Annotated in this window: 13 protein-coding genes and 1 tRNA gene; 12 read left to right on the top strand and 2 right to left on the bottom strand. The window is 65.7% G+C overall.

Going from position 1 to position 11,623, the window contains the following annotated elements:
• The 5 genes from rplM to erpA all read left to right on the top strand — a co-directional run.
• On the top strand, positions 1-371 hold a 371-nt coding region (gene rplM / locus WCZ84_RS12205), incomplete at its 5' end, for a 50S ribosomal protein L13 (protein ID WP_372686552.1).
• On the top strand, positions 368-760 hold the full coding sequence (gene rpsI, locus WCZ84_RS12200) for a 30S ribosomal protein S9 (RefSeq protein WP_372686551.1): 393 nt from the start codon (positions 368-370) through the stop codon (positions 758-760). The genes rplM and rpsI, both read left to right, overlap by 4 nt.
• Before the next feature lie 116 nt (positions 761-876).
• Positions 877-1,935: an N-acetyl-gamma-glutamyl-phosphate reductase gene (gene argC / locus WCZ84_RS12195; RefSeq protein ID WP_372686550.1), complete on the top strand. Its 1,059-nt coding sequence runs from the start codon at positions 877-879 to the stop codon at positions 1,933-1,935.
• 47 nt (positions 1,936-1,982) lie between these two features.
• Positions 1,983-2,705: a DUF6776 family protein gene (locus WCZ84_RS12190; RefSeq protein WP_372686549.1), complete on the top strand. Its 723-nt coding sequence runs from the start codon at positions 1,983-1,985 to the stop codon at positions 2,703-2,705.
• Positions 2,705-3,067: an iron-sulfur cluster insertion protein ErpA gene (gene erpA / locus WCZ84_RS12185; protein WP_372686553.1), complete on the top strand. Its 363-nt coding sequence runs from the start codon at positions 2,705-2,707 to the stop codon at positions 3,065-3,067. The genes WCZ84_RS12190 and erpA overlap by 1 nt, the downstream gene beginning before the upstream one ends.
• 22 nt (positions 3,068-3,089) lie before the next feature.
• On the opposite strand, the gene WCZ84_RS12180 is transcribed toward erpA, so the two are convergent.
• Positions 3,090-4,193 (bottom strand): anhydro-N-acetylmuramic acid kinase, encoded by a 1,104-nt coding sequence (locus WCZ84_RS12180; RefSeq protein ID WP_372686548.1) that lies wholly within the window; start codon positions 4,191-4,193, stop codon positions 3,090-3,092.
• A 61-nt stretch (positions 4,194-4,254) separates the two neighbouring features.
• On the bottom strand, positions 4,255-5,628 hold the full coding sequence (locus WCZ84_RS12175; protein ID WP_372686547.1) for a peptidoglycan DD-metalloendopeptidase family protein: 1,374 nt from the start codon (positions 5,626-5,628) through the stop codon (positions 4,255-4,257).
• A gap of 198 nt (positions 5,629-5,826) precedes the next feature.
• Between WCZ84_RS12175 and tyrS the strand changes: the two genes are divergently transcribed.
• From tyrS to WCZ84_RS12140, 7 genes are all read left to right on the top strand, one after another.
• Positions 5,827-7,071 carry a tyrosine--tRNA ligase gene (gene tyrS, locus WCZ84_RS12170; RefSeq protein WP_372686546.1) on the top strand — a complete coding sequence of 415 codons (1,245 nt, stop codon included), beginning with the start codon at positions 5,827-5,829 and terminating at the stop codon, positions 7,069-7,071.
• The gene (locus WCZ84_RS12165; protein ID WP_372686545.1) at positions 7,068-7,700 is read left to right on the top strand and encodes a YbhB/YbcL family Raf kinase inhibitor-like protein; all 633 of its coding nucleotides are present in this window, start codon (positions 7,068-7,070) and stop codon (positions 7,698-7,700) included. Before tyrS ends, WCZ84_RS12165 begins: the two co-directional genes overlap by 4 nt.
• Before the next feature lie 30 nt (positions 7,701-7,730).
• Positions 7,731-8,975, top strand: coding sequence for a serine hydroxymethyltransferase (gene glyA / locus WCZ84_RS12160; protein ID WP_372686544.1), 1,245 nt, complete (start codon positions 7,731-7,733; stop codon positions 8,973-8,975).
• Positions 8,976-9,013: 38 nt separating this feature from the next.
• The gene (gene nrdR, locus WCZ84_RS12155; protein ID WP_372686543.1) at positions 9,014-9,484 is read left to right on the top strand and encodes a transcriptional regulator NrdR; all 471 of its coding nucleotides are present in this window, start codon (positions 9,014-9,016) and stop codon (positions 9,482-9,484) included.
• Complete coding sequence (ribD, locus tag WCZ84_RS12150; RefSeq protein WP_372686542.1) at positions 9,468-10,622, top strand: bifunctional diaminohydroxyphosphoribosylaminopyrimidine deaminase/5-amino-6-(5-phosphoribosylamino)uracil reductase RibD; 1,155 nt, start codon at positions 9,468-9,470, stop codon at positions 10,620-10,622. Before nrdR ends, ribD begins: the two co-directional genes overlap by 17 nt.
• 51 nt (positions 10,623-10,673) lie before the next feature.
• Complete coding sequence (locus tag WCZ84_RS12145) at positions 10,674-11,321, top strand: riboflavin synthase (RefSeq protein WP_372686541.1); 648 nt, start codon at positions 10,674-10,676, stop codon at positions 11,319-11,321.
• Positions 11,322-11,370: 49 nt separating this feature from the next.
• Positions 11,371-11,461: transfer RNA gene (locus WCZ84_RS12140), tRNA-Ser, on the top strand.
• The last annotated feature ends 162 nt before the right edge of the window (positions 11,462-11,623 follow it).

Genomic DNA, 11,623 nt, shown 5'->3' with positions numbered 1-11,623 from the left:
TGGGCCGTGTGGCCAGCGAAGTCGCACGCCGCCTGCGGGGCAAGCACAAACCCGAATACACGCCGCACGTCGATACCGGCGATTACATCGTCGTCATCAACGCGGCCGAAATCGTCGTCACCGGTGCCAAGGCACAAGACAAGCGCTACTATCGCCATACCAATTATCCGGGCGGCATCCGCGAAACCAATTTCGAAAAAATGCAGCAACGTTTTCCGGGGCGCGCCCTCGAAAAAGCCGTCAAGGGCATGCTGCCCAAGGGGCCGCTGGGCTATGCCATGGCGCGCAAGCTCAAGGTCTACGCGGGCGCCGAGCACCCGCACGCCGCGCAGCAGCCGCAAATTCTCGAAATCGAAGGGCGAGCATCATGACAGGTAACTGGAACTACGGCACGGGCCGCCGCAAGACTTCCGTGGCGCGCGTGTTTCTTAAAAAGGGCTCAGGCAAGATCGTGGTCAACGGTCGGCCTGTCGATGAATACTTCGCGCGCGAAACCGGGCGCATGGTCGTGCGCCAGCCGCTGGTCGTCACCGATCACCTGGAATCGTTCGATTTCCACGTCAACGTACATGGCGGGGGTGAATCCGGGCAGGCGGGGGCGGTGCGCCACGGCATCACCCGCGCACTGATCGATTACGACGAAACCCTCAAGCCGTCGCTCAAGCAGGCCGGGCTGGTCACACGCGATGCCCGGGCGGTCGAGCGCAAGAAAGTGGGCTTTCACAAGGCGCGCCGGCGCAAGCAGTTCAGCAAGCGATAAGCCGCCTTGCGGCGCCCATCGCGGTGCAACAGAAGCGGGCCCGGGCATCCGGGCCCGCTTCGTTTCAAGCGCATTCCACTACAATATGTGGAAGACGCAGGTCATCTGGGGGGGTCATGGATACACGGCAGGGCATACGGGCAGGCATCGTCGGCGGCACGGGCTATACGGGGGTCGAGCTGCTGCGCCTGTTGTCACAGCATCCGCGGGTGCAGCTGCACGCCATTACGTCGCGCAAGGAATCGGGTCTGCCGGTGGCAGACCTCTACCCCAACTTGCGCGGCCATGTCGATCTTTGCTTTCAGGCTCCCGAAGACGCCGGGCTCGATCAGTGCGACGTGGTCTTTTTTGCCACGCCGCATGGGGTTGCGATGGCGCAGGCCCAGGGCCTGCTCGAACACGGGGTGCGGGTGATCGACCTCGCGGCCGACTTCCGCCTCCAGGACGTCGCCACCTTCGAACGCTGGTACAAGATCCCGCATCATTGCCCGGATCTGCTCAAGGAAGCGGTCTATGGCCTGCCCGAGCTCGACCGCGAACGCATCCGCCAGGCCCGGGTCGTCGGCAATCCGGGTTGCTATCCCACCACCGTGCTGTTGGGGCTGGCGCCGGTGTTGCAGGCGGGCCGCCCGCTGGTCGATACCGCGCACATCATCGCAGATTCCAAGTCGGGCGTGTCCGGGGCGGGCCGCAGCGCCCAGGTCGGCACCCTCTATGCCGAGGCAGGCGACAATTTCGCCGCCTATGGTGTGGCCGGCCATCGGCACCATCCCGAAATCACCGAATGTCTCGAGCGCATTGCGGGCCAGCCCGTAGGCATTACGTTCGTGCCGCACCTGGTGCCCATGATCCGTGGCATGTTCTCGACGCTCTACCTGCGCATTCTGCCCGAAGCGCTGGATACAGACTTCCAGGCGCTGTACGCCGAACGCTACGCGGGGGAACCGTTCATCGACGTCATGCCGGCCGGCAGCCTGCCCCAGACACGCTCCGTGCGCGCGTCGAACATGCTGCGCCTGGCGCTGCACCGGCCTTCGGGGGGTGACACGCTGGTCGTCCTGGTGGTACAAGACAATCTGGTCAAGGGGGCTGCGGGCCAGGCCGTGCAGAACATGAACCTGATGTTCGGTCTGCCAGAAACCACCGGCCTGCAACAGCCCGCGATCTTGCCCTGAAGGCAGGCGATCATGGTTCATCCAGTCTTTCCCTACGGTGCGTGCCCATGAGCCGGCCATCCAACGCGACGGGCGGGCGTTTCAGCCATTGGCTGGTGCGCATGCTCAGGCGGTTGCTGCTGCTCGTGCTGGCATTTGTGGCCGGGGCGGTGGCCATGCACGTCGGCATGCACGGGGGCGATGCCCAGCACATGCAGATGCTCGAAGCCCAGGTGGCCGCCCTGCAGGCCGAACGGCTGCAGGCCCAGGCAGACCGGGCCGCCGATCAAAGCCGCGCCGCCATCGACTCGGGCACCCTGCGCAGCCTGCAGGAAAAAACCGCCGAACTCCAAGAAGCCCTGGGCCAGACCCAGGATCAGTTGGCATTCTACGAGCAGCTGATTCCGCCTGGGCCTGCCGGCTCGGTGGCCATCCGGGCCTTCGAGATCGCCGCCGAGGGCGAATTTCTTTCCTACCGGGTCCTGCTCACTCGCAATGCGCGCCCGGATGCCGCCGAATTCAAGGGGCGCCTGCGCTTTGTGGCGCATGGCATGCAGGACGGCAAACCCGTTAAAATGGTTCTGCTGCCGCCTGGCGCGCCTGATTCGGCCGCGCCGGCAGCCCACGCTGATCCGCTGGCCCTGGATTTCCGCCAGTTCCAGCGCAGTACGGGCCTACTGCAGGCCGTACCGGGGCAATCGATCGATACCGTGCAGCTCGAGATCCTCGAAGGCGATACCGTACGCGCTGCACAAGAGGCCCCTGTGGCCCAGAACGGAACACAACCATGATGGCATCTTCAGACCTCTCCCGCTCCGGCCCGTCCACGTCCATCGGGCTCACCCCCGCCGCCCGTGCGCGGTTGCTCCAATTGCGGGCCGATGAAAACAACCCGGCCCTGAAACTGCGCGTCTATGTCGAAGGGGGCGGCTGTTCGGGCTTTCAATACGGCTTTGCCCTCGAAGAGTCGGCCGCCGAAGACGACACCACCATCGAGCAGGATGGCGTGCAGCTGCTGGTCGATCCGCTCAGCCAGCCGTATCTGGCCGGGGCCCAGATTGATTACCAGCAGGCCCTGAAAGGCTCGCAGTTCGTGGTCCACAACCCCAATGCCGAGACCACCTGCGGCTGCGGTTCGTCGTTTACGGCCTGATCCCCCGGCCTGAGCCCGTTATTCAGGCCGGGTACAGGCACCCGGCCACCGTGGCATGGCGTGCGCCGGTGACCTCGGGCAGGCCAGTGGCCTGACCCTGCAGCCACGCGTGTGCCAGCCAGGCAAACGCCAGGGCTTCCACCGCCTGTACGGGCACCCCTTCGTCGGCTGTCGTGCGCAGCCGAACGGGCGCCAATGCGTCACGCAAGCGGGCCATCAGTACGGGGTTGAGCGCGCCACCGCCACACGCCAGGATCTCTTGTACCCCCGCCGCGTGCCGCTGCAGGGCGTCGGCGATCGAGCGGACACTGAGCTCGAGCAGCGTGGCCTGGACGTCTGCGGGCGCACACCGGGCCCCTTGGGGCCCAGGCCTGTCCAGATGGCTGTGCAGCCAGGCCAGGCTGAACAGATCCCGGCCCGTCGATTTGGGCGGCACCCGGGCGAACCAGGGGTCGGCCAGCAGGCTGGCCAGCAACGCGGGCTGGCAGTGTCCACGGGCCGCCCACCGGCCGTCCAGGTCGAAGGGCTCGCCCAGATGGGCCTGCGCCCAGGCATCCATGAGCATGTTGGCCGGGCCGGTATCGAAGCCGCGCACCGGTGATTCGAGTACGGTCAGGTTTGCAATCCCGCCCAGGTTCAGCACGGCGCGGCGCGCATCCGTGCCGAAGTACGCGGCATGAAACGCGGGAACCAGCGGGGCGCCCTGGCCGCCCGCCGCCACGTCGCGGCTGCGAAAATCGGCCACCGTGGCGATGCCGCAGCGTTCAGCCAGGCGCGCGGGGGCGTTGATCTGCACGGTATAGCCGTTTTCGGGGGCATGGCGCACGGTTTGGCCGTGCGTGCCGAGCACCTGGACCTGCCGGGCCGACAGGCCGGCCTGAGCCAATAGCGATTGCACGACGGCCGCCTGGCAGTCGGCCAGCGCGTTGGCCGCCATCGCGGCGCGATGCAGTTCATCGGCCCCGGGCGTGTTCAGGGCCAGGAGCTCGTCGCGCAGCGCGGGCGGCAGCGGCAGACTGGCCTGGGCCAATAGCTGGATAGACGGTGCGGACAGATCGGCCAGCACCCCATCGACGGCGTCGGTGCTGGTGCCGGACATGAGCCCTATGCAGTAAGTGCCGGCCATGTTGGATGCGACAGCGGATGGCGCCCGCGCCCGAGCATGCGGGCCGGGCAGGCGCTGCCCGCTAGGGTTGGGAGGGTTCTTCGGTGGGCTCGATGGCCTCTGTGCCGGCCAGCAGCAGGCGGTTTTCTTGCAGCTGGGCCAACCGCTGCATCTGGGGACGGTACTCTGCCACCGTGGCTTCGAAGGCCTTTTTCTCTGATGCGTCCAGCGTGCGCGCCACGGGCAGGTCGACTGCCAGCGGGTCGACGGGCCGGTCGCCGATGCGGAATTCGTAGTGCAAGTGCGGCCCGGTGGCCCAGCCGGTGGCGCCGACATAGCCGATGACCTCGCCCTGGCGCACTTTGGCGCCTTTCTTGAGCCCCTTGGCAAAACGGCTTTGATGCGCATACAGAGTGGAATACTGGCCGTGGTTCTTGAGGATGATCACATTGCCATAGCCCCGCTGCTGGCCGATGAACTGCACCGTGCCATCGGCCGTCGCCCGTATCGGGGTACCGGAAGGGGCGGCGTAGTCGACCCCTTTGTGGCCGATCCATTTCTTGTGGATGGGGTGTTTGCGCATGCCGAACCGCGAGCTGATCCGCGTGAACTTGATGGCGTTGCGCAGGAACGCCCCCTGCAGGCTTGCGCCGGAGAAGTCGTAATAGCCGCCCTGGCCTTCGCTGTTCTCGAACCAGACGGCGCTGTAGGTCTTGCCCTTGTTGATGAATTCGAGCGCGCGGATGCGCCCCGCGCCAACCGGGGCGCCATCGTGTGTGTAGGCGTCGTAGACGATGCGGAAGCGGTCGCCCTTGCGCAGGTCGGTGAGGAAATCGATGCGGCTGCCAAGGATCTCGACCATTTCGAGCGTGATGTGATCCGGAATGTTGGCCGCATCGGCCGCGCCGAACAGCGAGTAGTTGATTTCGCCTTCGGCCAGGCGGGTTTCGGCCAGGGCGGGTTCGGTGCGCTCTTGGGCCGTGAAACCGCCCGCGCCATCGGGGCGCACTTCGAGCCAGCCGGCGTCCATGCCGCCGTCGGTGCGCATGCCCGGGGTGTGCAGGTAGCGCAGCCAGACCAGCCGGCCGGCATCGTCCAGTGCGGCGCGCACGTTGCGGTTCGGGTAGAGCTTGTAGATGGAGCGCGCGTTCTTGTCGGTGGTGAGGAAGGCCAGCAGACCGTCTTCATCGATTTCGAGGCGGCGCAGCACGTCGACCACCGTATCGCCGCGCCGGATGCGTGTGGAGGTGATGTATGGCGTGTGGTGGCGCTGCACCAGCATGTCGTCGATGGCCAGGTCGAGGCTGGTGCGCGCTTCGATCAGGGGGCCCGGAGGCGGGGCGGGGGGTTGGACGACGGCCAGCGCGGCGGCTGTCAGAAACAGCCCGGATGCGGCCAGAAGCAGATTGCGTGTGATGTGTCGGCGGCGTGGCGTGTGATGTGTGTAGGGCATCATGGACCAGATAATCAGTTGTGGGAATGCGCACCGGCGGGGCAGGCTCTGCTAACATGAGACCCCGTCACTCGGAACGAGCGATTGAAATTATTGAAGCCGATGAAACTGTTGTACACAAGCTGCAATCGCACGTTATGCTAACGCATGTCGGCAGTTTTTTCGAGCTTTTTTCTAATTTTTTTGATATAAGCGTTCATCATGTCGTCCCCTATCGACCCTGCCGATCCGCAAATCGTGCACGACTTGCAGGTCGTGCAACGGGGCTGCGACGAGCTGCTGGTGGCTTCGGAATTCGCCGTCAAGCTGGCGCGCAGCCGCGCCACCGGCACGCCGCTGCGCATCAAGCTGGGTCTGGATCCAACCGCACCAGACATCCACCTGGGCCATACCGTGGTGCTCAACAAGATGCGCCAGCTGCAGGATCTGGGCCACACGGTGATTTTCCTGATCGGCGACTTTACCGCGCAAATCGGCGATCCCAGCGGGCGCAACAGCACCCGGCCGCCCCTCACGGCCGAGCAGATCCGCGCGAACGCCGAAACCTATTATGCCCAGGCCAGCCTGGTGCTGGATCCGGCCCGCACGGAAATCCGCTACAACTCCGAATGGTCGGATCCCCTCGGGGCGCGCGGCCTCATCCAGCTGGCGTCCCGCTATACCGTGGCCCGCATGATGGAGCGCGACGACTTCACCCGCCGTTTCAAGGCGGGCGTGCCGATCTCGGTACACGAATTCCTGTACCCCCTGCTCCAGGGGTATGATTCCGTCGCCCTGCAGGCCGATCTCGAACTGGGCGGCACCGACCAGAAATTCAACTTGCTGGTCGGGCGCGAACTGCAGAAAGAATACGGCCAGGAGCCGCAATGCGTGCTCACCATGCCCCTGCTCGAAGGCACGGACGGGGTCGAGAAAATGTCCAAGTCCAAGGGCAACTATATCGGCATCAGCGAACCGGCCGACGCTATGTTCGGCAAGCTGATGTCGATATCCGACACGCTGATGTGGCGCTATTTCGAGCTGCTGTCGTTTCGCACGCTCGAAGAACTCGCCGGCCTGCAGGCCGAAGCCGCCCAAGGGCGCAATCCGCGCGACATCAAGGCGCTGCTGGCCACCGAGATCGTCGACCGCTTTCATGGCCACGGTGCGGGCGAGCGCGCTCTGGCGCACTTCAATGCCCAGTTCCGCGATGGCGCCATCCCAGCCGACCTCCCCGAGGTCCGGGTGGCCGGTGCGCCGCTGGGCATACTCAAGGTGCTGCGCGCAGCCGGCCTGTCGGCCTCGGCGTCCGAAGCGCAGCGCAATATCGAACAAGGGGGGGTGCGCATCGACGGACAGCGCATCGAAGACAAATCCCTGCAGCTGCCTGCCGGCACCTACGTCATGCAGGTGGGTAAGCGCAAATTCGCCCGGGTGACCCTGGCCCGGGCTTCGGAGGCCTCATGAAACTGCATAGCCAATCTTTCCCCGATCAGGGGGTGATCCCCGAGAGCAATGCCTTTGGTCGCATCGATCCGCAGGCACGCGTGGCCCTGGCCGGCAACCGCAATCCGCACCTGGCCTGGTCCGATGTCCCCGAGGGCACCCGGTCATTCGTCGTGTTGTGCGTCGACTCAGACGTGCCTTCGCAGCCCGACGACGTCAACCAGCCCGGGCGCGAAGTGCCCGCCGATCTGCCGCGCACGGATTTCTTCCACTGGGTGCTGGTCGACGTGGCCGCCGATGCGCGCAGCATCGAAGAAGGCAGCTATTCCGACGGCATCACGCCACGCGGCAAGGCCGGGCCCATGGCGCTGGACGGCACCCGCCAGGGCCTGAATGACTTCACCAGCTGGTTTGCCTCGGACCGCGACATGAACGGCGACTACTTCGGCTACGATGGCCCCTGCCCGCCCTGGAATGACGCCCTGGTGCACCGTTATGTATTCACCGTGTATGCGCTCGACGTCGCAGAGCTATCCGTCACGGGCCGTTTCGACGGGCCCAGGGTGCGCGAGGCGATGCAGGGGCACATTCTGGCACAGGCCTCGGTCACCGGAACCTACACCCTCAACCCCAGGCTGCACGCCCTGTAAGCTTTTTTACTCTGTCAGGACCCTACCTCCATGTTTGATCGCTCTCGCACGCTCGATCAGGCCGACCCAGACGTCTGGGCGGCCATCCAGAATGAAAACCTTCGGCAGGAACAGCATATCGAGCTGATCGCCTCCGAGAACTACGCCAGCCCGGCCGTGATGCAGGCACAGGGCACGCAGCTGACCAACAAGTACGCCGAAGGGTACCCGGGCAAGCGCTACTATGGCGGCTGCGAGCACGTCGACGTGATCGAGCAGCTGGCCATCGATCGGGTCAAGCGGATCTTCGGCGCAGAAGCGGCCAACGTGCAGCCCAATTCGGGCTCACAGGCCAATCAAGGCGTGTACATGGCGGTGCTCAAGCCCGGCGATTCCGTGCTGGGCATGAGCCTGGCCGAAGGCGGGCACCTCACGCACGGCTCGCCGGTCAACGCTTCGGGCAAGCTGTACCAGTTCCATTCATATGGCCTGAACGCCCAAGAAGCGATCGACTACGACCAGCTCGAGGCGCTGGCCCGCCAGCACAAGCCCAAGCTGATCGTAGGCGGTGCGTCGGCCTATGCTCTGCGGATCGACTTCGAACGCATGGCCCGTATCGCGCACGACAACGGCGCGCTGTTCATGGTGGACATCGCGCATTACGCCGGTCTGGTCGCCGGGGGCGTGTATCCCAACCCGGTCCCGCATGCCGATTTCGTGACGACGACGACCCACAAATCCCTGCGCGGTCCGCGCGGCGGGGTGATCCTGATGAAATCCGAGCACGAGAAAATCATCAACTCGGCCATTTTCCCGGGCATTCAGGGCGGGCCGTTGATGCACGTGATCGCGGCCAAGGCGGTGGCATTCGGCGAAGCCCTGCAGCCAGATTTCAAGGTCTATGCCGCGCAGGTCCTGGCCAATGCCCAGGTCCTGGCTGAAACCCTGGTCAAGCGCGGCCTGCGCATCGTGTCGGGGCGCACCGAAAGCCACGTGATGCTGGTGGATCTGCGCGCCAAGGGCATTACCGGCAAGGCGGCCGAAGCCGCCCTGGGCCAGGCCCACATCACGGTCAACAAAAATGCCATCCCGAACGACCCGGAAAAACCGTTCGTCACCAGCGGCATACGCCTGGGTACGCCGGCCATGACCACGCGGGGGTTCCTCGAGGCCGAGGCCGAACTCACCGGGCACCTGATCGCCGACGTGCTCGACGATCCCGACAACGCCGAGAACCTGGCCAAGGTGCGCGCCCGGGTCCACGAACTCACGCAGCGCTTGCCGGTGTATCGCTGATCTTCACCAACCAGGGCGTGCTCAGACGCCCTTTTTATATGAAATGCCCATTTTGCCAGCACGCTGATACGCAGGTCGTCGACTCCCGGGTCTCCGAAGAGGGGGACACGATTCGGCGCCGGCGTCGCTGCATGGCCTGCGAGCGGCGTTTCACCACCTACGAGCGGGTCGAGCTCATGATGCCGGCCATTGTCAAGCGCAATGGCAGCCGGGTCGAGTTCGACGCGGCCAAGTTGCGCGGCAGCATGGCACTGGCCTTGCGCAAGCGCCCGGTCAGTGCGTCGGCGCTGGATGCCGCCCTGGTGCGCATCCAGGATCGCCTTATGGCCAGCGGCAAGCGCGAAGTCCCGTCCGAGTTCGTGGGCGAACTGGTCATGGCCGAGCTGCGTGCCATGGATCGGGTCGCGTACGTGCGTTTTGCCTCGGTGTATCGCAGTTTCGAGGACCTCAGCGAATTCGTGCGCGCTATCGACGAGCTGGGTACGGATCACCATGACGGCACCGATTGACTCCGCGGTGTTCTCCACCCACGATCAGCGCTGGATGCGCCGCGCGCTGAAAGTGGCCGAACAGGCCTGCACCCTAAGCAACCCCAATCCTCGCGTGGGCTGCGTACTGGTGCGCGACGGGCACTGGCTGGCCGAGGGCAGCACGCAAAAAGTGGGGGGGCGCCATGCCGAAGCCCAGGCTCTGCACGAGGCCGAACGCCAGGAAATCTCCGTGGCGGGCGCCACCGCCTACGTTACGCTCGAGCCCTGCAGTCATCGGGGCCGTACACCGCCCTGTACCGAAGCCCTGATCCGGGCCGGGATCCGCCGGGTGGTCGTGGGCCTGCGCGATCCCAATCCCCAGGTGGCGGGTCGGGGCCTGGCTGTGCTGCGGGCCGCCGGCCTGCAAGTCGAGGCCGGCCTCTTCGCCGAAGACACGCTGGCCCAGAACCCCGGATTTTGTGCGCGCATGGTGCGCGGCACCCCGTGGGTGCGCGTCAAGACCGCCGCCTCGCTGGATGGCCGCACCGCGCTGCCCGACGGCCGATCGCAGTGGATCACGGGCGAAGCCGCCCGGGCCGATGGCCATGCCTGGCGGGCGCGGGCCTGCGTGGTGCTGACCGGCCTGGGCACCGTGCTGGCCGATGACCCGCGCCTGGACGTACGCGATGTTCCAGCCCAGCGCCAACCGGTGCGGGCGGTGCTCGACAGTCACCTTGCCATTTCCGAGCACGCGCGCCTGATCGATGGTCGGCCCGTATGGATTTTTTCCGCGCAAGCCGATCCAGAAAAGATCGCGCGCCTTGCCGGCCGCCAGGCTCGGGTCGTGCGGATGCCGGCCGACGGGGGGGGCTTGGATCTCGGGGCCGTGCTGCGCTGGCTGGGGGCGCATGAAGTCAACGAGGTCCACGTCGAGGCGGGCGCGCGCCTGACGGGTGCGCTGGTGGCCGGCGGCTACGTGGACGAGTGGGTGGCCTATGTGGCCCCGAGCGTGCTGGGGGCCGGTCGGGGCCTGGTTGCCCTCACGCAACCGGTAACGCGCCTCGAAGAGGCGCCCGCCTATGAATTTCTCGGCGCCGCCGCTCTGGGCCGGGACATGCGCCTGCATTTGCGCCACGCCGGGCATTGGCAGGCCCTGCGGCGCGCCTGCAGGGTCTAACCGCGCCGGGCTGCTGGCCCGGCTGCTTCATTCAGGATAGAGTTCACCATCATGTTCACAGGAATCATCACGGCCATCGGGCGTATCGATCAGGTGGCGCCGCTGGGCGATTCGGCCGACGCAGGCGTGCGCCTGCGCATCCAGGCAGGGGGGCTGCCGCTGGATCGTACGCGCGTGGGGGATTCCATCGCCGTGCAGGGGGCCTGCATGACGGTGGTCGCCCTGCATCCGGATGCATTCGAGGTCGACGTCTCGCGCGAAAGCCTGGACCGTACCTGCGGGCTCGATGCCGAGGGCGAGGTCAATCTCGAGCATGCCCTGCGCATGGGCGACAGCCTGGACGGGCACCTGGTTTCCGGTCATGTGGATGGCGTGGGGCGCGTCACGTGCCTGGACGCAGTCGGCGAGTCGCTGGATCTGCGCATCATCGTGCCGGCCCACTTGTCCCGCTATCTGGCCTACAAGGGGTCGATCACCGTAAACGGCGTCAGCCTGACGATCAACCGCGTGGACGACCAGGAAGAAGGCACCGAGATTTCCATCAACCTGATCCCCCACACGGTGCAGGTCACCACGTTGCGCAACGTGCAGGTGGGCTCTTCGGTCAATCTCGAAATCGATCTGATCGCGCGTTACGTCGAGCGCATGGTGGGCGGGCTGGGGGTGGCGGCATTGGCCGGCGGCTCAGTGCTTGGCTGAACTCTGCTAAAATGGCGAGCTTCTCTTGGGCGTGTCTGCCCGCCCAGCAGGACAGGTGGCCGAGTGGTTGAAGGCGCACGCCTGGAAAGCGTGTATACGTGAATAGCGTATCGGGGGTTCGAATCCCCCTCTGTCCGCCAATGGCCACTACAGGCGTCGTTCGCGCAATTCGCCCGCTCCGGGCTCTACCCCATAAACGGGGGATGGGCATTCACTAGACACGGTTGATGACACCGTTCCAACCGCATTGAGCCAAGACTCTCATGCGGTAATTCTCAAAGTTTCTGAAGCCATAGGCCCTG

Origin of the sequence: Castellaniella sp. (genome assembly GCF_041675725.1) — a bacterium.
Classification (GTDB): domain Bacteria; phylum Pseudomonadota; class Gammaproteobacteria; order Burkholderiales; family Burkholderiaceae_B; genus Castellaniella.
The sequence above is the reverse complement of the archived record's forward strand: the minus strand, read 5'-3'. Positions and strand labels throughout refer to the sequence as shown.

Excerpts from the sequence above, each read along its gene's own strand:
- WCZ84_RS12180 (WP_372686548.1), bottom strand. The coding sequence starts at position 4,193 with ATGGCCGGCACTTACTGCATAGGGCTCATGTCCGGCACCAGCACCGAC.
- nrdR (WP_372686543.1), top strand. The coding sequence starts at position 9,014 with ATGAAATGCCCATTTTGCCAGCACGCTGATACGCAGGTCGTCGACTCC.
- WCZ84_RS12190 (WP_372686549.1), top strand. The coding sequence starts at position 1,983 with ATGAGCCGGCCATCCAACGCGACGGGCGGGCGTTTCAGCCATTGGCTG.
- ribD (WP_372686542.1), top strand. The coding sequence starts at position 9,468 with ATGACGGCACCGATTGACTCCGCGGTGTTCTCCACCCACGATCAGCGC.
- WCZ84_RS12165 (WP_372686545.1), top strand. The coding sequence starts at position 7,068 with ATGAAACTGCATAGCCAATCTTTCCCCGATCAGGGGGTGATCCCCGAG.
- WCZ84_RS12175 (WP_372686547.1), bottom strand. The coding sequence starts at position 5,628 with ATGATGCCCTACACACATCACACGCCACGCCGCCGACACATCACACGC.
- glyA (WP_372686544.1), top strand. The coding sequence starts at position 7,731 with ATGTTTGATCGCTCTCGCACGCTCGATCAGGCCGACCCAGACGTCTGG.
- tyrS (WP_372686546.1), top strand. The coding sequence starts at position 5,827 with ATGTCGTCCCCTATCGACCCTGCCGATCCGCAAATCGTGCACGACTTG.
- rpsI (WP_372686551.1), top strand. The coding sequence starts at position 368 with ATGACAGGTAACTGGAACTACGGCACGGGCCGCCGCAAGACTTCCGTG.
- WCZ84_RS12145 (WP_372686541.1), top strand. The coding sequence starts at position 10,674 with ATGTTCACAGGAATCATCACGGCCATCGGGCGTATCGATCAGGTGGCG.
- argC (WP_372686550.1), top strand. The coding sequence starts at position 877 with ATGGATACACGGCAGGGCATACGGGCAGGCATCGTCGGCGGCACGGGC.
- erpA (WP_372686553.1), top strand. The coding sequence starts at position 2,705 with ATGGCATCTTCAGACCTCTCCCGCTCCGGCCCGTCCACGTCCATCGGG.